This is a genomic window from Pseudomonas sp. SCB32 (genome assembly GCF_009189165.1).
GTDB lineage: Bacteria > Pseudomonadota > Gammaproteobacteria > Pseudomonadales > Pseudomonadaceae > Pseudomonas.
In genome coordinates this window covers 4,609,552-4,633,780 of sequence record NZ_CP045118.1, presented here as the reverse complement: position 1 = coordinate 4,633,780, position 24,229 = coordinate 4,609,552, and the positions used below count along the sequence as shown (strand labels likewise).

Genomic DNA, 24,229 nt, shown 5'->3' with positions numbered 1-24,229 from the left:
GCAAGTCGTGATTCGTGCCATACAAAAAAGCCCGGCAGATGCCGGGCTTTTTCTTTTGTCTTTCTGCGAGAGGCTCAGAGCACCCCGAACACCTTCTTGGCCATCCCGGTGGCCGCGGCGGTCGGGTTCTGGCGGATGTTCTTCTCCTGCTCGGCGATGACCTTGAACAGGCCGTCCAGCGCTTGCTCGGTCACGTAGTTCTCGACGTTGGCGCTTTTCGCGTCGACCACGCCGAAGGCTGCGGCCTGGCTGGCGAAGGCGTTGTACTGCTTGGCCACGCCGACCTGGTCGGTGGCCTGCTTGACGATCGGCAGGAACTTGGCGCGCAGTTGCTCGCGGCTGCTGCGGTTCAGGTAGTCGGTGGCGGAATGGTCGCCCCCCTGGAGGATGCCCTTGGCGTCGGTCACGGTCATCTTCTTCACCGCGTCCACCAGCAGGGCCTGGGCCTGCGGCATGGCGGCCTCGGCGGCCTTGTTCATGCTCGCTTCCAGCTGGTCGACCTGGGCGCCCATGCCGAACTGCTTCATGGTCTTGGCGGCCTTGCCCAGCTTGCCGGGCAGCTCGATGCGCACCTGCGGGTCATTGCTGAAACCGCCGGGCTGGCTGAGCTGTTTCACGGCTACCTGCGCACCCTGGGTCAGAGCATCCTTCAGGCCGGTGGAGGCGTCGTTCTGGCTGAGGTCGGAGAGGGACAGGGCGAAGGCGTTGACCGAGAGCAGGGCGCCGACCAGCAGAGCGGGAATTCGCAACATCGAGACTTCCTTGAACGAAGCTCGGCGGCCGTTGTGGCCGTCGAGGTGGAGAATGAGGCGGGGAGATTAACGGACGAAGGCCGTTGGGGAAAACCCGGTGGCGCGGTGAATCAGCGCATTGGGTCGATGTGCACGTGCTGCGGCCCGTGCGGGCTTGCTCCCAGCGCCGGCCGCGCCAACTCCCGGGCCAGTCTATCGGACCGACCTGGGCAAGGTTGGTTCCCTCTTCAGAGGCGCTGTCGTCAAGCGCTATGGACTGGCGTCGAGGTCATCAGCGCCACTCCTCGGGTGCGGCGGATTTCCAGTCGCTGAACGCCGACTTCAAGTCGAACTGATAGGGATAGCCCAGTTCGACGAGGCGAGCGGGATGGATATTGTTGGAGCGCACCAGCTTGCGGATGCGGACCGGACTGAAGGGGTGGCGAATGCCCAACGGACGAGCGATCAGGTCTATGCAGTGGGCTGTGCAAAGCAGGACGGGAAAAGGGATCTCCGGCACGCGCCGTTTTACTCCGGCCACCTGGCAGACGGTGTCGACATAGTCCTGGATCGATGGGCCGGGATTCATCGACATGTTGAACAGTGAGAAGTGCTCTCCCTGGGCTTTCTGCCGTTCGAGCATCCACCACATGGCGTTGCACAGCTCCTTCACGTAGGTGCCGGCTTTGCGGGTATCGCGATTGCCCATGTAGAAGAAGTAACGGCGCAACACTGCCTTGATCAAGCGGGAGACGTTGCCACCCTCGCCAGGACCGAACACGACGCCGGGTCGAACGATCACCAGATGCCGATTGTCCTGGTCCGCGGCAAGCCAGGCCAGGTGCATCTTCTCCGCCACCAGCTTCGATCCGCCATAGGCGGTCATGGGCACTGGCAGCGAGCGCTCATCTTTCTGTTCTTCACTCGGTCCGTAGGGAGAGATGGAGCTGGTGAAGATGATTTCGTTGCAACTCACGTGCTCGGCCCAGGCGCAGACGTGCTGGGCGCCTTGGAGGTTGGTTTCGTAATACTCGAAGTCGTCATGTCCGGGTTCGCGATGCACGGCCGCGAAATTGGCAATGATTGAAACCGGCTCCATGGGCGCCCAGTCGATGGGCTGGCGAACGTCGCCGGGAATCTCGACGATGCCGGCCGACTCTCGCACCAGCTTCGTCCGGTAGGGGAAAGGCTTGTCGGAGACCTGCTCTTTGTCGAACAGGTACACCTTGTCAAAGGCCCCCGTCGAAAGCAGGTGCCTGGCGAAGAAAACGCCAATGAATCCGGAGCCTCCGAAGATGACAGCGCAGCGCATAGTGGACCTGCAATAGGTGAGTATTGAAGTGAGCCATCAACTGCTGGACGGCGGGCGGTCACCAGTCATGACGACGGGAATGGCCCCGTCGTCGTCCTCAAGAGTGGTGTCTGGCCTCTTGAGATGAATTGGCTTCATGCTTTTCTGTCGAGGGCGCATGGGTAATGGCCAGTGCTTGGTCAACGAATGCCTTGATGCGCTGCTGGAATACGGGCTTGGCGAACCGCTGCGCATGCAGATGCATTTCCGCCGGCGAGAAGTCGAACTCGCCGCGCTCAAGCTGACCCACTGCCGCCATCAACGCATCGACACTCTGCTCCTGAAACAGGATGCCAGTCTGGCCATGAATGACGGTGTCCAGGGCACCGCCTTTGCCATAGGCCAACACGGGGGCGCCTGCCGCCATGGCTTCGACCGGGACGATGCCGAAGTCTTCGATCCCCGGGAAAATCAGGCCACGGCAGCGCTGCAAGAGATCCTGGATGACTGAAAAAGGCTGACGCCCCATCAACTTGATGTTCGGAGCGGCAATCTTCTTCAGCGACTCGAACAATTCACCTTCGCCGACCACAACCAGGGGGAGTCCGAGTCTGTTGAAGGCTTCAACCGCCATGTCGGCGCGCTTGTAAGCGACCAGTTGTCCCAGGCATAGATAGAAGTCGCCACGCTCCAGTCGCGGATTGAAGTCCGAGACGTTGACGGGGGGATAGATGATTTCTGATTCGCGTCGGTAGAACTTGCGGATGCGCGAGGCGACGAAGGTCGAGTTGGCGATGAAGTAGTCGACTCGATCCGCCGAGAGCCTGTCCCAGACCCGGAGCCAATGGGCAATGACGGGGAAAAGCGTGCGAACGAAACGTCCCGCGCCGGCGAGGTACTCATGGTACATGTCCCACACATAGCGCATCGGGGAGTGGCAATAACAGATGTGCACGGCATCCGGGCGTGTAATGACTCCCTTGGCAGGGCCCGATTCGCTGCTGATGATCAGGTCATATTGGGTGAGATCGAGCTGCTCGAGCGCCAGTGGCATGAAGGGTAAGTACTTCTGATAGTGCTTGCGGGCCTTTGGAAGTTTCGAAATGAATGTGTTGTATATATTTCCCCGGAAGTTTCCAGGCAGTGCCTGGCGTACGACCTGCTCATCGCAGACGTGAATGAAGATGTCTGCATCGGGATAGAGTTCTGCGATAGCGGAGCAGACAGCCTCACCACCACGATTGCTCAGCCACCAATAGTGGATTATCGCGACTTTCATCAGGCGGACCTCTTGATTGAAGAGGTTATGTTTGAACGGGGAAGCCGTCGCCGAAAGGTATCGGTGATGTGAAGAGTCTTCATAGGCTGAGGCGGGCTCCGAGTCCGTTGAGCGACTACCAGGAGAGACCAAACAGCGGAATATGGTCGTGCAGAACCTCAGCGTAGCCCTTTTTCCCGGCGCGAGTTGAAGACCGGATGCCTCGCTCGTCGGCGGTCCGCTTATCGGCGCAGCAGTAGTCGGCCCGCCCAGCTTGCCACGGCGCGCTCGATCAAGCCGTAGCTGTGCTCGAAGGCTTCCGGCCCCTGGCGGTAGGGATCGGGGATCTCCAGCTCGCCCTGCCACTTGCCGAGCAGGAAGATTTTGCCGCGTACCTCTGGGATGCGTTGGATCACGCCCTGGACCTGGCCCTGCTCCATGGTCAGGATCAGGTCGGCCTCCTGGGCCAGCTCGGCGGTGAGTTGGCGTGCGCGGTGGAGTTGCGGGCGGTGGCCGTGGCATTCGAGGGTCGCCAGTGCGGCGCCGTCGATAGGTTGGCCGATCAGCGCACCGAGTCCGGCGGAGCCGATGGCGATGTCGCAGCCCAGCAAGGCCTCGCGCAGCAGATGTGCGGCGGTGGGGCTACGGCAGATGTTGCCGGTGCAGACGACAAGAATCCTGTTGATCACGAGAACGTTCCTGACCGCGACCGATGGATTGACCGCCAGAAATCTATCGGCCGCGATGCGCAGGCGTCAAGCGGCCGGTAGCAGCCGGCCGCTATGGGTCAGTTCCCCGGAGTGACCGCGGGTTGTCCGGCTGGCGCTGATTGATGCGGCTGCTCCAGGGCGACCTGGCGGATGGAGAGTCGGATTTCCGCCGGCAGCACCCGCTTCGCCGCGCCTTCGGCCAGCTCGCCGAGCAGCTCGTGGAAGCTCAGCTTGCCGTTCTCGTCCTTGCGCAGCACGTCCTCGTCCAACAGGGTCTGGATGAAGTGGCGGAACAGGCTCTTGTCGAAGAACTCAGGGGCGTTCAGGCCATGCAGGATCGACAGGCGCTGGGCCATCACGGTGCAGAGGTTTTCCAGCTCCTCGGCGGTGAGCTGCTTTTGCCCTGCGTTGAGCACCAGCGAGATGGACATGTAGAAGCGCTGCAGGGTCTGCGCGATGGCACGGGCCAGCAGGGTCAGCAGCACGTACTGGCGCGAGCTGGGCGCCGGGCGGATGAAGGTGTCGTTCTCCTGTTTGAGCAGCTCGCTGTCGACCATGGCCTGCAACCACTGGTCGACCACTGCGTCCAGTTCCTCCAGGCTCCAGCGGATGAACAGCTCGGCCTGCAGGTAGGGGTAGAGCGCGCGGGTGTAGCGCAGCAGCTGCTCGCGGCTGATGCGACCGCTGTTCTGGAAGAAGCTGGCGATCAGCGCCGGCAGGGCGAAGATGTGCAGTACGTTGTTGCGGTAGTAGGTCATCAGTACCGCGTTCTGCTCGTCGAGGTAGCAGATGCGGCCGAGGGCGTCCTTCTGCTCGCTGAGCAGGTTCATGCTCTTCACGTATTCGATCTGCTGCTGGCCGTTGCCGTCGGGCAGGGTGGCGCTGGGTGAGTAGGGCACCTTGCGGAGCAGGCCGAGGTAGAGGTCGATCACCCGTGCCAGCGCGGTTTCGTCCAGCGCCAGGCGGGTGGTGGAGAGCAGCGCCAGGGCCACCAGATTCACCGGGTTGATCGCGGCGGCGTCGTTGAGGTGGCGGGCGACGTCGCGGGCCAGGTGGTTGGTGGCGCCCGACAGCCAGGTCGGACGGAATTCGGGGCCCAGGTCCTGCTGGCGCCAGTCCGGTTGCTGCTGGTCGAGGAACCGCTCGAGGTGGATTGGTTCGCCGAAGTTCACCCAGACCTGGCCGAAGCGCTGCTTCAGCGCGCCGATGACCTTGAAGATGTCGAAGATCGACTCCTTCTTCTTCGCCGCGCCGCGCAGTTCGCCCAGGTAGGTGCGGCCTTCGAGCACGCGCTCGTAGCCGATGTACACGGGAACGAAGACGATGGGGCGGCGCGAGTCGCGCAGGAAGCTGCGCAGGGTGATCGCCAGCATGCCGGTGCGCGGATGCAGCATGCGCCCGGTGCGAGAGCGGCCGCCTTCGACGAAGTACTCGGTGGAGAAGCCGCGGCTGAACAGGGTGTGCAGGTATTCGTTGAATACCGCGGTGTACAGCTGGTTGCCCTTGAAGCTGCGGCGCATGAAGAAGGCGCCGCCACGGCGCAGGATCGAGCCGACGATGGGCATGTTGAGGTTGATGCCGGCGGCGATGTGCGGCGGCGTCAGGCCATTGCGGAACAGCAGGTAGGACAGCAGCAGGTAGTCGATGTGGCTGCGGTGGCAGGGCACGTAGACGATCTCGTGGCCTTGGGCGACGTCCTGCACGCGCTCGATGTGGTTGACCTTGACGCCCTCGTAGAGCTTGTTCCAGAACCAGGTCAGGGTCACTTCGAGGAAACGGATCACCGGGTAGGAAACGTCGGCGGCGATCTCGTTGGCATAGCGCAGCGCGGTGGCTTCGGCCTTCTCCTGGGAAATCTTCTGGGTGTCGCACTCTTCCTGGATCGCCTGGCGCACCAGCGGAGCGCGCAGCAGACCTTTCACCAGGGTGCGGCGATGGGAGAGATCCGGGCCGATAACCGCTGTCTTCTGGTTGCGGAAGTGCACCCGCAGGATGCGTTGCACCATGCGCAGGGTACGCGCGTGGCCCTTGTCCTGTTCCACCAGTTCGCGCAGGTGGATGGGCGCGGAGAACTGCACGCGGGTCTTGCGGCCGAGGATCAGGATGCGCGCCAGTTTGCGCAGGCGCCCGGTCACCGCCCAGTTGTCGGCGAATAGCAACTTCCAGGCGCTCTTTTCGCTATCCGGCGATTGTCCCCAGAACACGCTGACTGGGACGATCTGCGCGTCGTCGATACCGTTCTGGCCAATGGCATTGAGCGTGCGTACCAGCGCTGGCGGCGCGCCACGCTTGTCCTGGCGGCCGAGCCAGTCGGGCTCCGGGGTCAGGTAGAAGAAGGCTGCGGGCTCGATGGACTCGCCAATGGCGACCGGCATCACCGGGCGCGGCAGGCCGGCCTTGCGGCATTCGGTGTCGACTACCGCCAGGTCGCTGACCGAGGGCTGCTGCAGGACGTAGAGGACCGGTTTGCTGCGGTCGATCTTCAGGCTGAAGGACGACTGGTTGATGGTTTCCGAGCGCACCCAGAGGTAGAGCAGGCGGCGCAGGGCACCAAAACCGAAGCGGCGGAACGGGTAACGAGGCATACAGGCCCTATGGCTGGCAGAAATAAAACGAGCGATTGCTCAGGAGCGTAGTTTGCCGGATCAGGAGGCGCGCGGCAAAGCCGCGGGCGGCTGGTCGGCGGCAGCTGGCGCGCTATCGGCAGGGACTATTCTGCTTAATCAGGGTTCCAATTTATGGAGGTGGAACGATGCGTAAATTTACTTTTGGATGCTTGTTGGCACTGGCCTGCGTGGCGCCGGCAGGAGCGCAGTCGGTGGTACCGCTCAAAGGCCAGAGCAGTCAGCAGGTGCAGCAGGACATGGACTACTGCAACGGAGTGGCCGCCAATGCCGCGAGCAACGCAACCACTACCACCGACCCGAAGACCGGCGGGCGAGTGCGTGGTGCGGCCAGGGGCGCGGCGGCAGGGGCGGTCGCCGCTGAAGTGCGCGGTCAGCAGCACGACGAGATCTACGATCGGGCCAGCGACGATGCCAAGCAACAGTACCGGCAGAACCGTGCCGGCGAAGTGGCCGCCGCCGGAGCCGTGGTGGGGGCCTCCCGCCAGCGCCAGGATCGCCGCCAGGACCGCCGCGACCAGCAGGCCACGCAGAGTTCGGCCAGCTCCACCGCCTACAGCAGCTGCCTGCAGGGGCGTGGCTACCAGGTCAACCCGTGATATCTCGCGACCGCAGGCTGTGTCGGCCAGTTGAGGGTTTCGCCGTGGGCAGGATTCTGGCAATGCATCGGATCGATATGCAGGGATGCAAACCCTGATCGGAAAAGTGGCTCCGGGTGTTGCGAAAACGCCCGGAACCATCGTGCAAAGTTGTGCGGGAGTCCAAGTTCGAAACACTTTCGTTACGCAGGGTAACGAGCACCAAAATGGCCCTGCAGGCCCCGTAAAATGGCACTTTGGCCTGTTTGGTCATAGGCTCGCGGACTTGTTGAAAAAGTGCTTTTCAGCTGTAACTTTTGATTTATATACTCGGGATCGCGGTCGCCTTCGGGCGTTATTCGAATTGCCTTCCAACGCGCTTCGGGCACGGGTCGGATAATGAGGAAAACGTTCGTCGGACGAACCGTTGAAGTCCTCATTTCGGGGGCCACCCAAAAATAATAGGCAAGTTGGAGAGTGTGGTAATGGCTGATCGTGAGGTCGGAACCGTCAAGTGGTTCAATGACGCCAAAGGTTATGGATTCATTCAACGCGATAGCGGTCCGGACGTTTTCGTTCACTACCGTGCCATTCGTGGCGATGGTCACCGCTCCCTGGTCGAAGGCCAGAAAGTGGAGTTCTCGGTGATCCAGGGTCAGAAAGGCCTCCAGGCGGAAGACGTCTCGAAGGTCTGAGCCCCCGAATACAAAGGCCCGTCCATTGGACGGGCCTTTGTTTTTACAGCCTTGCGCAGGACGGCTTCAGCCCGTGCGCCAGGTAATCTCTTCGACGCCCGCGGCGGTCACCTTCAGCCAGCGATCCGCGTCCTCCTCGCCCTGGTCTTCGCTCCAGCTGCCCGGTGCGCAGCGCACTTCCACCTCCAGCGCGGCGTAGGCATCGCGGGCGCAAGCGACATCGTCGTCCCAAGGGGTGGCATCGCTGTCGAGGAACACGCTGTTCCACTTGCCCACGGCCTTGGGCAGCCAGGTCACCGGGATGCTGCCGGCGGTGCACTTGAAGGTCTCGCCCTGGGCGCGCCATTCGGAGCAGGGGCCAAGAGCCTTTTCCAGCCAGGCGGCGACGGAGGCCTGGTCGGCATCCTTGATGTAGATCTCGATATCCGGTTGGCGCATGGCGTCCTCGTTAGCCGGTTCAAGGCCGAGCCGAGCGATGCTCAGGCTAGGCAAAAATAAATTCAGAAACGCAGTTTACGTGGATAAATGAGTATTTTGATCGGACTCGCGCACGAGTTTGTTTTTAACGCCGCATGAGCGAGCGCAGACCGGCCTTGGGCCGGCTTCAGGGTTCTTGGCGTTCCAGCCAATCGTAGCGTACTGCGACGGTCACCTCGAAGGGCTCGGCGAGGATGCGCTCGCGCCGCTCGGGGTTTACCCGCCAGCCGTGGGGTGTCATCGCCAGCAGGTGCTCGCGGGCTTCGCGGGTGTGCAGCGGCAGCTTGAAGCTCAATTGTTCGGTGTGCGCCAGCTTGAGCTCTTCGGGCAGGTCGGCGAGGTGCTTGTCCTCGACGTACTCGCGCACTTCGTCGTACAGGCGCTGGCGCAGTTCCAGCAGGTGGTCGCGAGCAGGGCCCAGGCGCAGCACGCCGCCACCAGGGGTGAGCAGGCGCGCGGCTTCCTTCCAGTCGATCGGGCTGAACACGCTGGCCAGCAACTGGCAGGAGGCGTCGGCCAGTGGCACGCGGGCCATGCTGGCGACCATCCAGGTCAGTTGCGGGGCGCGCTTGCAGGCGCGTTTGACGGCCTCGCGGGAGATGTCCAGCGCATAGCCGTCGGCCTGCGGCAGGGCTTCGCCCAGTTGCGCGGTGTAGTAGCCCTCGCCACAGCCGATATCCAGCCAGCGACCCGGCGCGCGCTCAGCGGCCAGTTCGGCCAGGCGCTTGGCCAGTGGCGCGTAGTGGCCGGCGCCGAGGAAGTGTCGGCGCGCCTCGACCATGGCGGCGTTGTCGCCCGGGTCGAGGCTCTTCTTGTGCTGCACTGGCAGCAGGTTCAGGTACCCCTGGCGGGCGCGATCGAAGCGGTGCCCGGCGGCGCAGGCCACGCCGTTGTCGACCTCAGCGAGCGCCTCGCGGCAGAGCGGGCAGATCAGCATTATTTCTTCCCCAGGGTCGGCCCCAGCGGCTGCGGCAGGTCGTTGCGCAGCACGGTCGGCAGCGAACGGCGGCGCTGGGCGATCTGGTACACGCGCAGGGCGTAGCGGCGTTCGGCGGCGGGCGCGGGCGGCGGGGTATCGGGCTGGACGGCGCCCAGGCAGAACTTCTTGTTGTTTCCACTCATGCCAGCAGTCGCACCAGGGTCTGATAGTAGATTTCGGTCAGGACATCGAGGTCGCTGGCCAGTACGCGTTCGTCCACCTGGTGAATCGTGGCGTTCACCGGGCCGAGCTCGACCACCTGGGTACCCATGGTGGCGATGAAGCGTCCGTCGGAGGTGCCGCCGGAGGTCGACGGGGTGGTCTCGCGGCCAGTGACGGCGAGGATCGCGGCGGCAACGCCGTCGAGCAGCTCACCCGGTTGGGTGAGGAACGGCAGGCCGGATAGCGCCCAGTCGATGTGCCAGTCCAGGCCGTGCTTGTCGAGGATGGCGGCGACGCGCTGCTGCAGGCCTTCCACGGTGGATTCGGTGGAGAAGCGGAAGTTGAAGATCACCTTCAGCTCGCCCGGAATCACGTTGGTGGCACCGGTGCCGCCGTTGATGTTGGAGATCTGGAAGCTGGTCGGCGGGAAGTAGTCGTTGCCGTTGTCCCAGTGCTCGGCGGCGAGTTCCGCCAGGGCCGGGGCGGCCAGGTGGATCGGGTTCTTCGCCAGGTGCGGGTAGGCCACGTGGCCCTGCTTGCCGCGCACGCTGAGGGTGGCGCCGAGGGAGCCACGACGGCCATTCTTGACGATGTCACCCACCAGGGTGGTGCTGGACGGCTCGCCCACGATGCACCAGTCCAGGCGTTCGTTGCGCGCCTTCAGGCGCTCGACCACGGCCTTGGTGCCGTGATGGGCCGGGCCTTCCTCGTCGCTGGTGATCAGGTAGGCGATGCTGCCGCGATGGTCCGGGTGGTCGGCGACGAAGCGCTCGGTGGCGATGATCATCGACGCCAGGCTGCCTTTCATGTCCGCCGCGCCGCGGCCGCAGAGCATGCCGTCGGCATCGATCAGCGCGTCGAACGGCTGGTGTTGCCAGGCCTGTTCGGGGCCGGTGGGGACCACGTCGGTGTGGCCGGCAAAGCACAGCACCGGGCCGTTGACGCCGTCGCGGCCCTGGCGCAGGGCCCAGAAGTTATCCACATCCTCGATGCGCATGGGCTCCAGGGTGAAGCCGCAGGCGTCCAGGCGCTGCATCATCAGCTGCTGGCAGTCGGCATCGACCGGCGTGACGGAGGGACGGCGAATCAGCTCGCAGGCGAGGGCCAGTGTCGGCGAGAGGGACATTGAGGGCTTCCTGGGGGTGGAACGGAAAAGGCGCCCATCTTAAAGCAAAAACGCCGGCGATTGGCCGGCGTTCTTGGGAGGAGACGGATGGTGCTGGATGATCTGTAGGAGCGGACTCCGTCCGCGATGCTTTTCCGTCAATCGCGGGCGTAGTCCGCTCCTACGAGATATCTCCTCAGCTGGCTGGTGCGGCGTCAGCCGCCGGCGCCTCCTGCGGCCCCGGCGCCGATGACAGCAGCGCCATCACCAGTGCGGCGAGGTAGGGCAGGGACTGCACCAGCAGCATGGCCACCCAGAACATCATGTCCCGGCTCGGCACACCCTGCACCAGCACGATCCCCAGCGCCGCACCCCACAGCAGGAGCATGATGAACACTTCCTCGCGCGCCTCGGCGAGCGCCACGAGGATGCCGTGGTTGGAGGCCATCTTCGGCGTGCGGAAGAACGGGATGGTCTTGGTGAACGCCCCGTAAAGCACCGCCTTGGCAATGGTGTGCGACAGCGCCAGGCCCGCCACGGCCGCCTGGAACGAGCGCAGCAGGTTCACGCCCACCGCGCGGCGGTAGAGGAACATGATCTTGCCGAACTTGAAGAAGAACAGCGCCAGCGGCGGGATGGCGAAGATCAGCAGCGGCGGGTCGACCCGCTTGGGCACGATGATCATCGCCGACGACCAGAGCAGGGCGCCGATGGTGAAGAAGATGTTCATGCCGTCGGCGATCCACGGCAGCCAGCCGGCGATGAAGTGATAGCGCTGGCCGGTCTTGAGGTGGCTGTCCTTGCCCTGGAACAACGCGCGGGCATGCCCCTTCATGATCTGGATGGCGCCGTAGGCCCAGCGGAAGCGCTGTTTCTTGTAGTCGATGAAGGTGTCCGGCATCAGGCCCTTGCCGAAGCTCTGGTGCGAGTAGGCGGCGGAATAGCCCTTCTCGAACACCCGCAGCCCCAGTTCGGCGTCTTCGCAGATGGTCCAGTCGGCCCACTTCAGCTCGTCCATCACGGTACGGCGGATCATGGTCATGGTGCCGTGCTGGATGATCGCGTCGCGGTCGTTGCGGGTGACCATGCCGATGTGGAAGAAGCCCTTGTACTCGGCGTAGCAGAGCTTCTTGAAGATGTTCTCCTCGCCATCGCGGTAGTCCTGCGGCGATTGCACCACGGCGATCTTCGGATCGGAGAAGTGCGGCACCATGTGCTTGAGCCAGTTCGGCTCGACGCAGTAGTCGGCGTCGATTACCGCGACGACTTCGGCGTCTGGCGCGGTGTGCGGCAGGATGTAGTTCAGCGCGCCGCCCTTGAAGCCGGCCAGCGGCGCGACGTGGAAGAAGCGGAAGCGCGGGCCGAGTACCTCGCAGTAGTCACGCACCGGTTCCCAGACGGCCGGGTCCTTGGTGTTGTTGTCGATGATCAGGACTTCGTAGTCCGGGTAATCGAGCTTGGCCAGGGCGTCCAGGGTCTTCTTCAGCATCTCCGGCGGTTCGTTGTAGCAGGGCACGTGCACCGAGACCTTGGGGTGGTAGCCGAGGTCGGCGAGCACCGGGTCGAACGGCCGGCGGCGCTTGCGCACCCAGACGGTCTCGGCCAGTTCATGAGCCTCGGTGAGCAGCACGATGAACACGCCCAGCGCGCCGATCCCCAGCAGGCCGCCAACGGTCAGGCTGAACCAGGTGCTGTATTGCTGGCTGTAGTCGTAGCCGATCCACACCAGCACCGAACCGCCGGCGAAGGCGACCACGGTGAGGAAGGTGCGGCCACGCTGGCGCAGGGCGCTGCCGTCGATCATCAGCAGGGTCAGGGCGAGCAGCGCCATCACCACCGAGGCGACCGCCAGGACGCGCCACTGGGGAATGTTCACCACCGGCCCGTCGAAGTTGAACTTCGGCTGGCGCTGGGCGTTGTAGACGCCCCAGTAGGCGCCGACCGAGCCTTCGTCACCGACCTTCCACGGCTGGTCGAAGGCTTCGACGACGAAGTAGTTGTAGCCTTTCTTGTTCAGCGCGTTGGTCAGGCGACGCAGGTAGATGGCCTGGTCCGCCTGGGTGGCATCGGCACCGCCGCGCATGCGGCCGTTGCTCGGCCAGCCGACTTCGCCCAGCAGCAGCGGCTTGCGCGGGAACTTGGCGCGCAGCTCGCGGGCACGGTCGAGGACGAACTGCACCGAGTTCTCCATCGGGGTGGATTCCCAATAGGGCAGCACGTGCGCGGCGATCAGGTCGACATGCTTGGCCAGCGCCGGGAATTTCTCATAGATGTGCCACTGCTCGGCGGTGGTGACCGGCACCTTCACCGCCTTGCGCACGCGGTCGAGATAGCCGGTCAGTTGCTCCAGCGTCACCTCGCGGCGGAACAGCGCTTCGTTGCCGACGATGACCCGCACGACGCTGCGCGAGTTGTTGGCGATTTCGATGCCGCGCTCGATCTCGGCCTCGTTCTCGGCTTCGTCCGGGCCGATCCAGATCCCCAAGCTGACGCGCATGCCGAACTCCTCGGCCAGGCGCGGGATGTCGGCCAGCGAGCCCTTCACCGAGTAGGTGCGGATGTTGTCGGTCTGTTTCGACACCAGTTCCAGGTCGGAACGGATCTCGTCGTCGCTGGGGAACTGGTTCTTCTGCGGATTCTGGTTCAGGCGGAAGGGCGAGAAGGAGAATCCGGAAATGCTTTCCGGCCAGTCGGGAACGCTGACGGGACGGTTGTAAAGGGCCCAAAAGCCGGTGAACAGCGCCGCGAGGGCGACGAAGACCACCAGGTTGAGGCCGAACTTGCGTGCAGGCATGGTGCGATCGGGTTCCAAAGGGTGGAACGGGGAGGGGCCGGATTGGCGTCCGGTCGGGGCGCATCCTACCCCGCACTCCGGGGACTGTACAGATTGCCGGCGGTTCGCCGCCATGGGGCGTCGGACGCTGGCCTGCGACAGTTTAGAATGGGCTGTAGGCGCGTGAATGAGACTGCGCCAAATCAGGTTTGTTGCAGGCATGCCGACGGCGCCGCCGGATGGTTATAGAATGCCGGCCGTTTCGACTTGAGGTGTGGTGTATGGAACTGGATGAACAGCGTTTCGGTGGTATCGCACGGCTGTACGGCCGCGAGGGCCTGGAACGGCTGGCGGCCAGCCATGTGGCGGTGGTCGGGATCGGCGGCGTCGGTTCCTGGGCCGCCGAGGCGCTGGCGCGTAGCGGGGTGGGCGAGATTTCCCTGTTCGACCTCGACGACGTCTGCGTGACCAACACCAACCGCCAGGTGCATGCATTGCAGGGCGCCGTGGGCAAGCCCAAGGTCGAGGTCATGGCCGAGCGCCTGAAGGCGATCAATCCGGGCATCGTGGTGCACGCCGTGGCGGATTTCGTCACCCGCGAGACCATGGCCGACTACATCACCCCCGAGCTGGACTGCGTGATCGACTGCATCGACAGCGTCGCCGCCAAGGCCGCGCTGATCGCCTGGTGCAAGCGCCGCAAGCTGCAGATCATCACCACCGGCGGCGCGGGCGGGCAGGTCGATCCGACGCAGATCCAGGTCGCCGACCTGAACAAGACCTTCAACGACCCCTTGGCCGCCAAGGTCCGCTCCATGCTGCGCCGCGACTACAACTTCTCGCGCACGCCGGGCCGGCATTACAGCGTGCAGTGCGTGTTCTCCACCGAACAGCTGCGCTACCCGAAGCCGGATGGCACCGTGTGCCAGTCCAAGAGCTTCGTCGGCGAAGGGGTGAAGCTGGACTGCGCCGGCGGTTTCGGTGCGGTGATGATGGTCACCGCGACCTTCGGCATGGTTGCCGCTGCCAGGGCTGTGGACAAGATCGTCGCCGGGGCCCGCCGACCTTCGGAGCGCGCTGCGGGCTAAGCGCATTTGTAGGAGCGGATTTATCCGCGATGGTCTCCGACGCGATGCGCAGCAATCGCGGACGGAGTCCGCTCCTACGCATACGCAAGCGCCTCAGGCGCTGATCAAATCCTGCATCCGCGTCAGCACTGCATTCAAACCGTTGCTGCGCGACGGCGACAGTTGCCGGCCCAGTCCGAGCTGATCGAACCAATCGGGCAGATCGATGGCGGACAGCTCGCCCGCCGGCAAGCCTTCCACCCGTACCAGCAGCAACGCCAGCAGCCCGCGTAGCAGGCGCGCGTCGCTGTAGGCGCGGAAGTGCCAGCGGTCATCACGCCGATCGGCCACCAGCCAGACGTTGCTCTCGCAGCCCTGCACGCGATGCTCGTCGCCGAGTTCGGCTTCGCTCAACGGCTCCAGCCGTTCGCCCCATTGCATCAGCAGGCGGGCGCGCTGCTCCCAACCCTGAAGGGCAGTGAAGGCTTGCAGCGCTTCGGCGGCAGCGGTAGGCAGGCTCATCGCAGCAGGTCCAGGGTGCTGTCCAGCGCGGTGAAGAAGCGCTCCAGGTCGGCCCCGTTGTTGTACAGGCCGAGGGAGACGCGCAAGGCGCCGGCGACATCCAGGGTCTTCATTAACGGCATGGCGCAGTGGTGCCCGGCGCGCACCGCGATGCCCTGCTCGGTGAGCAGGTGGCCGAGGTCCGAGACGTGCACGCCATCGACTACGAAGCTGGCCAGCGCCACTTCAGGTTCGCCCAGCACGCGCACACCGTCGCGGGCGCGCAGCCCGGCGAGCAGGCGGGCGTGGAGGAAATCCTCGTGGGCGCTGACTTCGGCGCTGTCCTGGGCGGCCAGCCACTCCAGGGTGGCGCCGAGGGCGATCACCGGGCCGATGGGCGGAGTACCGGCTTCGAAGCCCATGGGCGCGTTGTGGAACTGTGCGTCGAAGTAGTCGGCCACGCGCACCATCTCGCCGCCGAACTGCCAGTGGGCCAGCCGTTGCAGGGCATCCGGGCGGCCCCAGAGCAGGCCGAGGCCTTCCGGGCCATAGAGCTTGTGGCTGGAACAGACGTAGAAGTCGCAGCCCAATGCCGACAGGTTGTGCCGGCCGTGGACTACGCCCTGTGCACCGTCGACCACCGTCAGCGCGCCGTGCTGGTGGGCCATCTGCAGCAGTTCCGGCAGCGGTTGCCAGGTACCGAGCACATTGGACAGCTGGCTGACGGCGAGCAGCCGGGTGCGCGGGCCGATCAGGCCGGCGGCGCGCTCCAGGTCGATACGTCCGCTGCGGTCCAGCGGCAGGATCACCAGCTTCAGCCCGCGCCGGAGTGCCAGTTGCTGCCAGGGCAGGAGATTGGCGTGGTGCTCCAGGGCGCTGACGGCGATCTCGTCGCCGGTCTGGAACTGGTTTTCCAGCCCATAGGCCAGCAGATTCAGCGCTTCGGTGGCACCACGGGTGAAGATGACCTGCGCCGGGCTGCCGCCGTTGAGCCAGTTGGCGGCCAGGGTGCGGGTCGCCTCGAACGCGCGGGTGGCGCGCTCGCCCGGCAGGTGCTGGGCGCGATGCACGTTGGCGGCACCGCTGGCGTAGTAGCCGGCCAGGGCATCGATCATGGCCTGGGGCTTCTGCGCGGTGGCGGCGCTGTCGAGGTAGGTCTGGCCTTCGGCCTCGAAGGCGGCGATGGCCGGGAAGTCGGAGCGCCAGGGCGAGGGAATGGACATGGGCGTATGGCCGGTTGCGGAAAATGGAAAACGGGGGCCGCTGCCCCCGTTTTTTAAGCTTAGTGCGAACCCCGCGCGAGCGGGGACCTACCCGCTCAGTTGTGTGCGTGCAGCGCTTCGTTCAGCTCGATCGCGGTCTTGTTGGTCTTGCATTCGACCGCGCCGGTCTGGGAGTTGCGGCGGAACAGCAGGTCCGGCTGGCCAGCCAGGTCGCGGCCCTTGACCACTTTCACCAGGTTGTTCTGGTCGTCTAGCACGGCGATCTTGGTGCCGGCGGTGACGTACAGGCCGGCTTCGACGATGTTGCGGTCGCCCAGCGGGATGCCGATACCGGCGTTGGCGCCGATCAGGCAGCCTTCGCCGACGCTGATGACGATGTTACCGCCGCCGGACAGGGTGCCCATGGTGGAGCAGCCGCCGCCCAGGTCCGAGCCCTTGCGGACGAACACGCCAGCGGAAACGCGGCCTTCTATCATGCCCGGGCCTTCGGTGCCGCCGTTGAAGTTGACGAAGCCTTCGTGCATCACGGTGGTGCCTTCACCGATGTAGGCACCCAGGCGTACGCGGGCGGTGTCGGCGATGCGCACGCCGGCCGGCACCACGTAGTCGGTCATCTTCGGGAACTTGTCCACGGAGAAGACATCCAGCAGCTTGCCCTTCAGGCGCGCTTCGAGTTGCAGTTCGGCCAGTTCGCTCAGGTCGATGGCGCCCTGGTTGGTCCAGGCCACGTTCGGCAGCAGCGGGAAGATGCCGGTCAGGTTCAGGCCGTGCGGCTTGACCAGACGGTGGGACAGCAGGTGCAGCTTGAGGTACGCCTCCGGGGTGGAGCTGGGGGCGGCGTCTTCGGCCAGCAGGGTGGCGACCAGTGGTTTCTGGCTTTCGGCCAGGCGGTTGAGCAGGGCGGCCTGGGCGGCGTCGACGCCCTTGACGGCATCGGCCAGCTGGTAGGCCTGGTGGGCGGTGAAGGCGATCGCCTGGTTGCCGCTTTCGTACGACAGCAGCGGGGCGATGGCGGTGACCAGTTCGGCGCTCGGGTTCAGCAGCGGCTGCGCGTAGAAGACTTCCAGCCAGTTGCCCTGGCGGTTCTGGGTACCGACACCGAAGGCCAGGCTGAACAGGGATTTCGACATGTGGGTGATTCCTTGAAAAGAGATTCTCGACGAATGAATTCGGTCAGGCCGGACGGCGGCTGAGCAGCAGGCCCAGCCCGGCGCTGCCCAGCAGCGCGGCACAACCACGGTTGAACAGGCGCCGGGCGCGTGCGCCGGCGAGCAGCTTGCCGAGGTGGACCCCGGCGAGCCCGTAAAGAGCAATGGCCAGCCATTCCAGCAACAGGAAGGCTGCGCCGAGTCGGGCGAACTGGTCGCCCACGGCCTGGTTCGGATCGACGAACTGCGGCAGGAAGGCGGTGAAGATCAGGATCGCCTTGGGATTGCCGGCGGCGACCCAGAATTCCTGGCGCGTCAGGCGCCAGAGGCTGCTGGCCGGGGCGTCTGCCCCGACGACCTGCAGATCAGCGGTGGGCGCGCGCCAGAGCTGCACGGCCAGCCACAGCAGGTAGGCGGCGCCAATCACCTTGATCACCAGGAACAGCCAGGCCGATGCCTGCAGCACCAGTGCCAGACCCGAAGCGGCCAGGGCCAACATGCCGGAAAACGCCAGGAGGCGGCCGCCGCCAGCGAGCGTCGCGCGCAGCAGGCCGAAACGCGCGGCGTTGTTCAGCGACAGCAGGTTGTTCGGTCCCGGCGCCAGGTTCAGGGCGAAGCAGGCGGGGAGGAACAGGGCCCAGGCGATGCTCATGGCGGAAAGGCTCAGGCCAGCGCGGCGGCGTAGTTGTCGGGCTTGAAGCCGACCAGGGTGCGGCCGCCCAGGTCGAGCACCGGGCGTTTGATCATCGACGGCTGGGCGACCATCAGCTCGATGGCCTTGGTCTGGTCGAGATCGGCTTTCTGCGCATCGTCGAGCTTGCGGAAGGTTGTGCCGGCGCGGTTCAGGATGGTTTCCCAGCCGTGCTCGCCACACCATTGCTCCAGGTGCGCGCGGTCTATTCCGCTAGCCTTGTAGTCGTGGAAGGCGTACTCGACACCATGCTCGTCCAGCCAGGTGCGGGCCTTCTTCATGGTGTCGCAGGCCTTGATTCCAAACAGCGTCCGCTGACTCACGGGGCGCATCTCCTCATTCATGCTTTCTACAGGCGCGGGATTATGCCACTTCCCGCTGCCTTGCGGGATGCCGGTGGGAATCCCACGGATTGCAACAGTCTGTTGTCGATCAGGTGGCTGATACGCTGCTGCGCCGATGGTTCAATGGAGCACTGTGCCGGGAGTTCGTCGATGCAAACCGTTTACACCGTGCTGATCCTGCTGCTGACCGTGGGCGGTACGCGACTCGCCGCGCAGCTGATCCCGCTGCCGCTGCCGTTGATCCAGATCGCTGCCGGCGCCGCGCTGGCCTGGCCGAGCCTGGGGCTGCACGTGGCGCTGGACCCCGAGCTTTTCATGTTCCTGTTCATCCCGCCGCTGCTGTTCGTCGACGGCTGGCGCATGCCCAAGGGTGAGTTCTGGAAGATGCGCGGGCCGATCCTGGCACTGGCATTCGTGCTGGTGCTGATCACTGTGGTGGCCGGCGGTGCCTTCATCCACCTGCTGATCCCGCAGATTCCCTGGGCGGCGGCCTTCGCCCTGGCGGCGGTACTGTCGCCCACCGATGCGCTGGCGGTATCGGCGATCGCCCAGAATCGCCTGCCCAGGCGTCTGATGCATGTCCTCCAGGGCGAGGCGCTGATGAATGACGCATCGGGCCTGGTGGCCTTCAAGTTTGCCATCGCCACGGCGATGACCGGTGCCTTCTCGCTGGTGGATGCCAGTCTGTCGTTCCTGCTGGTGGCTGTGGGCGGCCTGGCCTGCGGGGTGCTGCTGAGCTGGTTGCTGGGGGGCATCCGTGGCTGGATGATCCGCCGTGGTTGGGACGATCCGGCGACCCATGTGGTGCTGATGCTGCTGTTGCCATTCGCCTCCTACATGGTGGCCGAGGAAGTAGGCGTCTCGGGCATCCTCGCCGCCGTGGCGGCCGGCATGATGCAGAGCTGGGTCGATCTGCTGCCGCGGCAGACCAATACCCGGCTGCTCAACCGCAGCGTGTGGTCGATGCTGGAGTTCGCCTTCAACGGGGTGGTGTTCCTGCTGCTCGGCCTGCAGTTGCCCGACATCCTCAAGTCGGTGGCGCACCACGCCGACGATATGCTGTGGCGCTCGTCGCTGCTGCTGTTCTACGTACTGGCGGTGTTTGCCGCGCTGCTGTTGCTGCGCTTCGCCTGGGTCTGGTGCTACTGGAAGGTCTCGGTGCGTTTCGAGCGCTGGTGGGGTGTCGAGCTGGGTGGCCGCCCAGGCGAGCCGACCTTGCGGCTGTCGGCTATTTCCGCCTTGGGTGGAGTGCGCGGCGCGGTAACCCTTGCGGGCGTGCTCTCGGTGCCGTTGCTGCTGGGGGATGGATCGCCTTTCCCGCAGCGTGACCTGATCATCTTCATCGCCGCCGGAGTGATCCTGATCTCGCTGCTGGCGGCGACTATCGGCCTGCCGATCCTGCTGCGTGGATTACCGGTGGCCAGTAACGACCGCCGCGAGCTGGAGGTGCAGCAGGTCTGGCGCAAGACCGCCGCGGCGGCGATCCGCATGCTGGAAGCCGAGGCGTTACCGCTCAAGGAAAGCGCCGACGCCGAGGAAACGGCGCGGCTGGCAGAGGTCAAGGCGAAGCTGATGGCCGAATACCGTCACGAACTCGACCCGGCCCCGGATAGCCTGGAGGCCCGCCTGCGCGCCCGTGCTCTTGAGCTGGCCGATCAGGCGCTGCGCATCAAGGCGCTGCGCGCCCAGCGCCTGGAGCTGTATCGGATGCGGCACGAGAACGAGATCGACGACGAGCTCCTGCGCGGCGTGCTGGGCGAGCTGGATAACCAGGAGGCCTGGGTGACCAGCAAGGCCGGGCGATGGGTGTAACGGAGATTGCTCCCTGTAGGAGCGGGCCATGCCCGCGATCGCGCCCATGGGGCGCTCCTACAGGGAGTGGGGCAGTATCAGAGGCCCTGAACGTAGCGCTTGATCCGCTCGGCCGCCTCGACGCACTCGGCCAGCGGGGCGACCAATGCCATGCGCACGCGGTTGGCACCGGGGTTCTCGCCGTTCACGTCGCGGGACAGGTAGGAGCCCGGCACCACGGTGACGTGCTGTTGGTCGAACAGGCCGCGGCAGAACTCGGTGTCGGCGATCGGCGTCTTCGCCCACAAGTAGAAGCTGCCGTCCGGGCGCTGTACGTCGAGCACGCCGGCGAGGATGTCCAGCACGGCGTCGAACTTCTCGCGGTACATGTCGCGGTTGGCGCGCACGTGGTCTTCATCCTTCCAGGCGGCGACGCTGGCCAGCTGGGTCTGCACCGGCATGGCGCAGCCGTGGTAGGTGCGGTAGAGCAGGAATTTCTTCAGCACCTCGGCATCGCCGGCGACGAAGCCCGAGCGCAGACCCGGCAGGTTGGAACGCTTGGACAGGCTGTGGAACACCACGCAGCGCTTGAAGTCCGAGCGGCCCAGCTCGGCGCAGGCGGTCAGCAGGCCAGCGGGCGGGTTCTGCTCGTCGAAGTACAGCTCGCTGTAGCACTCGTCGGCGGCGATCACGAAGTCGTGCTCGTCGGCCAGGGCGATGAGTTTCTTCAGGGTCTCCAGCGGCACCAGCGCGCCGGTGGGGTTGCCCGGGGAGCAGAGGAAGAGGATCTGGCAGCGCGCCCAGACGTCCACCGGTACGGCGTCGAAGTCCGGGTTGAAGCCGTTGCTTTCCAGGCAGGGCAGGTAGTGCGGCTCGGCCCCGGCCAGCAGGGCTGCGCCTTCGTAGATCTGGTAGAAGGGGTTCGGGCTCACGACCAGGCCGTTGGCGTTGCGGTCGACCACGGTCTGGGTGAAGGCGAATAGCGCCTCACGGGTGCCGTTCACCGGCAATACGTGGCGCGCGGCGTCCAGCCAGCCGGCCGGCACCTTGAAGCGGCGCTCGCACCAGGCGGCGATGGCTTCGCGCAGGGCGGGGATACCCAGGGTGGTGGGGTACACGGCCAACTGGTCGAGGCTGTCGCTCAACGTCTGGGCGACGAAGGCCGGCGAGCGGTGCTTGGGCTCGCCGATGGACAGCGCGATGGGCTTCAAGTCCGCCGGCGGCTGGGCGCCGGCCAGCAGGGCGCGGAGCTTCTCGAAGGGGTAGGGCTGGAGCGAATCGAGGGCAGGGTTCATGGCAAGGCTCATACGTTCTTGGTTCTTACAAAATACGGGCTAGATGCTGATGCGAATTGGCATGGTGTACTGGCCGCTGTCCGAAAGGATGTCGACCAGCGCGGTCTGCACGCGCTTGCACAGCTCCGGGTCGGACAGCGGCTGGTTGTTCGCGTCGGTGATGAAGAACACGTCTTCCACGCGCTCGCCCAGGGTGGCGATCTTGGCGTTCTGCACCGACAGGTCGAAGTCGAGGAACAGGCCGCCGATGCGCGCCAGGAGGCCCGGCCGGTCGGGAGCGGTGACTTCCAGCACGCTCACCTGGCGGGCCGCGTCGGTGGAGATGGTCACCTGCGGGGCGAAGGCGAAGTGCTTGAGCTGGCGCGGTACGCGGCGCTGGATGATGGTCGGGTACTCGTCCGGGTCTTTCAGGGCATTGACCAGGCCTTCGCGAATTTCGGCGACGCGAGAGGGGTTGTCGCCAATCGAGCCGCCATCGGCATCGAGCACAATGTAGGTGTCGAGGGTGAACAGGCTGGTCGAGGTGATGATCCGCGCATCCTGAATGTTCAGGTTGAGCTGGTCCATGGCCGCCACGGTCACGGCGAAGAAGTCGTGCTGGTCGGCGGCGTAGATGAATATCTGGGTGCCGCCCTCGAACTCGCGCTGGGCGGTTTCCTTGATCAGCACCAGCGGCGTGCCGTCGTCCGGGTGCCGGAGGATGGCTTCGGTGTGCCAGACCACGTCGGCGGCGCTGTGGCGCAGGAAGTAGTCGTCGCCCAACTGGCTCCAGAGCTGCTCGGCGTCGTCCTGGTCGATGCCGTCGCGCACCAGGATGTCGATGGCCGCGCTCTGCGTCTGGCGGATCTGCTCCTCGCGATCCAGCGGATTCTCCAGGCCACGGCGCAGGGCGCGCTTGGTCTCGGTGTAGAGCTGGCGCAGGAGGCTTGCGCGCCAGGAGTTCCACAGCGTCGGGTTGGTGGCATTGATGTCGGCCACGGTGAGCACGTAGAGGTAGTCCAGGTGCGTCTGGTCGCCCATCAGCTGGGCGAAGTCGTAGATCACCTGTGGATCGGACAGGTCCTTGCGCTGCGCGGTGGTGGACATGATCAGGTGGTTCTGCACCAGCCAGGACACCAGGCTGGTGTCCCATGGCGGCAACTGGTGGCGCTGGCAGAAGTGCTCGGCGTCCGCCGCGCCCAGTTCCGAGTGGTCGCCACCACGGCCCTTGGCGATGTCGTGGTAGAGGCCGGCGATATAGATCAGCTCCGGCTTGGGCAGACGCTCCATGATCTTGCTGGCCAGCGGGTATTTCTCCGCGATGTCCGGGCGGCGCAGTTTGCGCAGGTGCTTGATCAGGTTGAGGGTATGGGCGTCGACCGTATAGATGTGGAACAGGTCGTGCTGCATCTGCCCGACGATCAGGCCGAACTCCGGCAGGTAACGGCCGAGGATGCCGTAGCGGTTCATCCGCCGCAGGTTGCGGTGGATGCCTTCCTTGCACTTGAACAGCTCGATGAACAGGCTGGTGTTGCGGATATCGTGGCGGAAATCGTCGTCGATCAGGTGCCGGCTGTCGCGCAGCAGGCGGATGGTGTCGGCGCGCACGCCCTTGATATCCGGGTGCTGGGCCAGCAGTACGAAGATCTCCAGCAGGGCGAACGGGGTGCGCTTGAAGACGTTGACGTGGGTGATTTCCAGGTAGCCGTCGCGCAACTGGAAGCGGCTGTTCAGTGGTGTGATCTGGCCATTCTCGCCGGCGCGCAGGATCACTTCCTCGAAGTGCTGCATGATCAGGTCGTTCAATTCTGACACGGCCATCACCACGCGGTAGTACTTCTGCATGAAGCGCTCTACCGCGAGCTTCGCGTCGCTGTCTTCGTAGCCCAGCAGGCCGGCGATGCTCCGCTGGTGATCGAACAGCAGGCGGTCTTCGGCGCGACCGGCCAGCATGTGCAGGGCGTAGCGGACCTTCCAGAGGAATTCCTGGCTGGAGGCGACCACGCTGCATTCGCTTTCCACCAGGAAGCCTTCGCGCACCAGGGCGTGCAGGTTGAGGCTGCCGAAGTGGCGGCGGGCGACCCAGAGCAGGGTCTGAATGTCACGCAGGCCACCGGGCGAACCCTTCACGTTGGGTTCGAGGTTGTACTCGGTGTCGTTGTACTTGGTGTGGCGGTGGATCTGTTCCTTGCGCTTGGCCAGGTAGAACTGCCCGCTGGGCCACATCTGCTGCGCGTTGGTGGCGTCCAGCATGCGCTGGCGCAGACCGTCCGGGCCGGAGATGGTGCGGCATTCCATCAGGTTGGTGACCACCGTCAGGTCGGCGCGCGCTTCCTCGGCGCATTCGGCCACCGAGCGCACGCTCTGGCCGACTTCCAGGCCGATGTCCCAGAGCAGGGTGAGGAAGCCTTCGATGGGTTCGCGGAAGCTTTCCTGGTCTTCGCTGTCGAGCAGGATCAGCAGGTCGATGTCCGAATGCGGGTGCAGTTCTCCACGCCCATAGCCGCCCACGGCGACCAGCGCGATATCGGCGTCATCGCCCCAGCTGAAGCGGTTCCAGGCCTGCTGCAGGATCTGGTCGACGAACCAGGCGCGGTCCTCGATCAGCCGGCGGATGTCGCGGCCGCCGTTGAAGCGGGCGTCGAGCACCTCGTTGGCCTGACGAATGGCCTTTTTAAAGGCAGCGATGGGGCTGGATTTGAGGGCCAGTTCCGCCTGGAACTGCCCACGGTCGAACAACTCGGGATCCACCTGCGGCATGGCGGCCTTCCTGATTCAGGGATTGAGGGAGGGCAGGGGCAAGATGT

General features: G+C 65.0%; 21 protein-coding genes. 4 read left to right on the top strand and 17 right to left on the bottom strand.

The window, feature by feature from the left end; genetic code table 11:
* Positions 1 to 74 precede the first annotated feature (74 nt).
* From GA645_RS21110 to plsB, 5 genes are all read right to left on the bottom strand, one after another.
* Positions 75 to 752: a DUF4197 domain-containing protein gene (locus tag GA645_RS21110; protein ID WP_152225084.1), complete on the bottom strand. Its 678-nt coding sequence runs from the start codon at positions 750 to 752 to the stop codon at positions 75 to 77.
* A gap of 271 nt (positions 753 to 1,023) precedes the next feature.
* On the bottom strand, positions 1,024 to 2,043 hold the full coding sequence (locus GA645_RS21105) for an NAD(P)-dependent oxidoreductase (RefSeq protein ID WP_152225082.1): 1,020 nt from the start codon (positions 2,041 to 2,043) through the stop codon (positions 1,024 to 1,026).
* Between the two features lie 97 nt (positions 2,044 to 2,140).
* Positions 2,141 to 3,301: a glycosyltransferase gene (locus GA645_RS21100; protein ID WP_152225080.1), complete on the bottom strand. Its 1,161-nt coding sequence runs from the start codon at positions 3,299 to 3,301 to the stop codon at positions 2,141 to 2,143.
* A gap of 221 nt (positions 3,302 to 3,522) precedes the next feature.
* On the bottom strand, positions 3,523 to 3,969 hold the full coding sequence (locus GA645_RS21095; protein WP_152225078.1) for a low molecular weight protein-tyrosine-phosphatase: 447 nt from the start codon (positions 3,967 to 3,969) through the stop codon (positions 3,523 to 3,525).
* Between the two features lie 98 nt (positions 3,970 to 4,067).
* Complete coding sequence (gene plsB / locus GA645_RS21090) at positions 4,068 to 6,575, bottom strand: glycerol-3-phosphate 1-O-acyltransferase PlsB (protein ID WP_152225076.1); 2,508 nt, start codon at positions 6,573 to 6,575, stop codon at positions 4,068 to 4,070.
* Positions 6,576 to 6,742: 167 nt separating this feature from the next.
* Between plsB and GA645_RS21085 the strand changes: the two genes are divergently transcribed.
* Complete coding sequence (locus GA645_RS21085; protein WP_152225074.1) at positions 6,743 to 7,213, top strand: YMGG-like glycine zipper-containing protein; 471 nt, start codon at positions 6,743 to 6,745, stop codon at positions 7,211 to 7,213.
* A 464-nt stretch (positions 7,214 to 7,677) separates the two neighbouring features.
* Positions 7,678 to 7,887, top strand: a complete 210-nt coding sequence (locus GA645_RS21080; RefSeq protein WP_045209986.1) for a cold-shock protein — start codon at positions 7,678 to 7,680, stop codon at positions 7,885 to 7,887.
* A gap of 66 nt (positions 7,888 to 7,953) precedes the next feature.
* On the opposite strand, the gene GA645_RS21075 is transcribed toward GA645_RS21080, so the two are convergent.
* From GA645_RS21075 to GA645_RS21055, 5 genes are all read right to left on the bottom strand, one after another.
* Entirely contained in the window at positions 7,954 to 8,325 is a 372-nt protein-coding gene (locus GA645_RS21075) for a hypothetical protein (RefSeq protein WP_152225072.1), read from the bottom strand.
* A 166-nt stretch (positions 8,326 to 8,491) separates the two neighbouring features.
* Complete coding sequence (locus tag GA645_RS21070) at positions 8,492 to 9,301, bottom strand: putative RNA methyltransferase (RefSeq protein WP_152225070.1); 810 nt, start codon at positions 9,299 to 9,301, stop codon at positions 8,492 to 8,494.
* On the bottom strand, positions 9,301 to 9,486 hold the full coding sequence (locus tag GA645_RS21065) for a hypothetical protein (protein WP_152225068.1): 186 nt from the start codon (positions 9,484 to 9,486) through the stop codon (positions 9,301 to 9,303). The genes GA645_RS21070 and GA645_RS21065 overlap by 1 nt, the downstream gene beginning before the upstream one ends.
* On the bottom strand, positions 9,483 to 10,631 hold the full coding sequence (dapE, locus tag GA645_RS21060) for a succinyl-diaminopimelate desuccinylase (RefSeq protein ID WP_152225066.1): 1,149 nt from the start codon (positions 10,629 to 10,631) through the stop codon (positions 9,483 to 9,485). The genes GA645_RS21065 and dapE overlap by 4 nt, the downstream gene beginning before the upstream one ends.
* Before the next feature lie 175 nt (positions 10,632 to 10,806).
* A complete protein-coding gene (locus tag GA645_RS21055) occupies positions 10,807 to 13,404 on the bottom strand; it encodes a glycosyltransferase (protein WP_152225064.1) in 2,598 nt (865 codons plus the stop codon).
* A gap of 260 nt (positions 13,405 to 13,664) precedes the next feature.
* On the opposite strand from GA645_RS21055, the gene tcdA reads away from it, so the two are divergent.
* On the top strand, positions 13,665 to 14,471 hold the full coding sequence (tcdA, locus tag GA645_RS21050; protein WP_152225062.1) for a tRNA cyclic N6-threonylcarbamoyladenosine(37) synthase TcdA: 807 nt from the start codon (positions 13,665 to 13,667) through the stop codon (positions 14,469 to 14,471).
* Between the two features lie 93 nt (positions 14,472 to 14,564).
* Here tcdA and GA645_RS21045 read toward each other — a convergent pair whose 3' ends face one another.
* The 5 genes from GA645_RS21045 to GA645_RS21025 all read right to left on the bottom strand — a co-directional run bounded on the left by GA645_RS21045 (position 14,565) and on the right by GA645_RS21025 (position 18,345).
* Positions 14,565 to 14,972 (bottom strand): SufE family protein, encoded by a 408-nt coding sequence (locus GA645_RS21045; RefSeq protein WP_152225060.1) that lies wholly within the window; start codon positions 14,970 to 14,972, stop codon positions 14,565 to 14,567.
* The gene (locus tag GA645_RS21040; protein ID WP_152225058.1) at positions 14,969 to 16,174 is read right to left on the bottom strand and encodes an aminotransferase class V-fold PLP-dependent enzyme; all 1,206 of its coding nucleotides are present in this window, start codon (positions 16,172 to 16,174) and stop codon (positions 14,969 to 14,971) included. The genes GA645_RS21045 and GA645_RS21040 overlap by 4 nt, the downstream gene beginning before the upstream one ends.
* 95 nt (positions 16,175 to 16,269) lie before the next feature.
* Entirely contained in the window at positions 16,270 to 17,304 is a 1,035-nt protein-coding gene (gene dapD / locus GA645_RS21035) for a 2,3,4,5-tetrahydropyridine-2,6-dicarboxylate N-succinyltransferase (RefSeq protein WP_152225056.1), read from the bottom strand.
* 43 nt (positions 17,305 to 17,347) lie between these two features.
* A complete protein-coding gene (locus tag GA645_RS21030; RefSeq protein WP_152225054.1) occupies positions 17,348 to 17,974 on the bottom strand; it encodes a LysE family translocator in 627 nt (208 codons plus the stop codon).
* Between the two features lie 11 nt (positions 17,975 to 17,985).
* A complete protein-coding gene (locus tag GA645_RS21025) occupies positions 17,986 to 18,345 on the bottom strand; it encodes an ArsC family reductase (RefSeq protein ID WP_152225052.1) in 360 nt (119 codons plus the stop codon).
* Between the two features lie 162 nt (positions 18,346 to 18,507).
* Here GA645_RS21025 and GA645_RS21020 point away from each other — a divergent pair, with 162 nt between their 5' ends.
* Positions 18,508 to 20,169 (top strand): Na+/H+ antiporter, encoded by a 1,662-nt coding sequence (locus tag GA645_RS21020; protein WP_152225050.1) that lies wholly within the window; start codon positions 18,508 to 18,510, stop codon positions 20,167 to 20,169.
* Between the two features lie 77 nt (positions 20,170 to 20,246).
* Here the strand turns inward: GA645_RS21020 and dapC are convergent, their stop codons facing one another.
* Positions 20,247 to 21,443, bottom strand: a complete 1,197-nt coding sequence (gene dapC / locus GA645_RS21015; RefSeq protein WP_152225047.1) for a succinyldiaminopimelate transaminase — start codon at positions 21,441 to 21,443, stop codon at positions 20,247 to 20,249.
* 39 nt (positions 21,444 to 21,482) lie between these two features.
* Positions 21,483 to 24,182, bottom strand: coding sequence for a [protein-PII] uridylyltransferase (locus GA645_RS21010; protein ID WP_152225045.1), 2,700 nt, complete (start codon positions 24,180 to 24,182; stop codon positions 21,483 to 21,485).
* Between the last annotated feature and the right edge of the window lie 47 nt (positions 24,183 to 24,229).

What these genes read in the sequence shown, in the direction of transcription:
- GA645_RS21030 (WP_152225054.1), bottom strand. Translation starts at nt 17,974, where the DNA reads ATGAGCATCGCCTGGGCCCTGTTCCTCCCCGCCTGCTTCGCCCTGAAC.
- GA645_RS21105 (WP_152225082.1), bottom strand. Translation starts at nt 2,043, where the DNA reads ATGCGCTGCGCTGTCATCTTCGGAGGCTCCGGATTCATTGGCGTTTTC.
- GA645_RS21070 (WP_152225070.1), bottom strand. Translation starts at nt 9,301, where the DNA reads ATGCTGATCTGCCCGCTCTGCCGCGAGGCGCTCGCTGAGGTCGACAAC.
- GA645_RS21020 (WP_152225050.1), top strand. Translation starts at nt 18,508, where the DNA reads ATGCAAACCGTTTACACCGTGCTGATCCTGCTGCTGACCGTGGGCGGT.
- GA645_RS21065 (WP_152225068.1), bottom strand. Translation starts at nt 9,486, where the DNA reads ATGAGTGGAAACAACAAGAAGTTCTGCCTGGGCGCCGTCCAGCCCGAT.
- GA645_RS21055 (WP_152225064.1), bottom strand. Translation starts at nt 13,404, where the DNA reads ATGCCTGCACGCAAGTTCGGCCTCAACCTGGTGGTCTTCGTCGCCCTC.
- GA645_RS21085 (WP_152225074.1), top strand. Translation starts at nt 6,743, where the DNA reads ATGCGTAAATTTACTTTTGGATGCTTGTTGGCACTGGCCTGCGTGGCG.
- GA645_RS21025 (WP_152225052.1), bottom strand. Translation starts at nt 18,345, where the DNA reads ATGCGCCCCGTGAGTCAGCGGACGCTGTTTGGAATCAAGGCCTGCGAC.
- GA645_RS21080 (WP_045209986.1), top strand. Translation starts at nt 7,678, where the DNA reads ATGGCTGATCGTGAGGTCGGAACCGTCAAGTGGTTCAATGACGCCAAA.
- GA645_RS21010 (WP_152225045.1), bottom strand. Translation starts at nt 24,182, where the DNA reads ATGCCGCAGGTGGATCCCGAGTTGTTCGACCGTGGGCAGTTCCAGGCG.
- tcdA (WP_152225062.1), top strand. Translation starts at nt 13,665, where the DNA reads ATGGAACTGGATGAACAGCGTTTCGGTGGTATCGCACGGCTGTACGGC.
- plsB (WP_152225076.1), bottom strand. Translation starts at nt 6,575, where the DNA reads ATGCCTCGTTACCCGTTCCGCCGCTTCGGTTTTGGTGCCCTGCGCCGC.
- GA645_RS21045 (WP_152225060.1), bottom strand. Translation starts at nt 14,972, where the DNA reads ATGAGCCTGCCTACCGCTGCCGCCGAAGCGCTGCAAGCCTTCACTGCC.
- GA645_RS21100 (WP_152225080.1), bottom strand. Translation starts at nt 3,301, where the DNA reads ATGAAAGTCGCGATAATCCACTATTGGTGGCTGAGCAATCGTGGTGGT.
- dapE (WP_152225066.1), bottom strand. Translation starts at nt 10,631, where the DNA reads ATGTCCCTCTCGCCGACACTGGCCCTCGCCTGCGAGCTGATTCGCCGT.
- GA645_RS21075 (WP_152225072.1), bottom strand. Translation starts at nt 8,325, where the DNA reads ATGCGCCAACCGGATATCGAGATCTACATCAAGGATGCCGACCAGGCC.
- dapD (WP_152225056.1), bottom strand. Translation starts at nt 17,304, where the DNA reads ATGTCGAAATCCCTGTTCAGCCTGGCCTTCGGTGTCGGTACCCAGAAC.
- GA645_RS21040 (WP_152225058.1), bottom strand. Translation starts at nt 16,174, where the DNA reads ATGTCCATTCCCTCGCCCTGGCGCTCCGACTTCCCGGCCATCGCCGCC.
- dapC (WP_152225047.1), bottom strand. Translation starts at nt 21,443, where the DNA reads ATGAACCCTGCCCTCGATTCGCTCCAGCCCTACCCCTTCGAGAAGCTC.
- GA645_RS21110 (WP_152225084.1), bottom strand. Translation starts at nt 752, where the DNA reads ATGTTGCGAATTCCCGCTCTGCTGGTCGGCGCCCTGCTCTCGGTCAAC.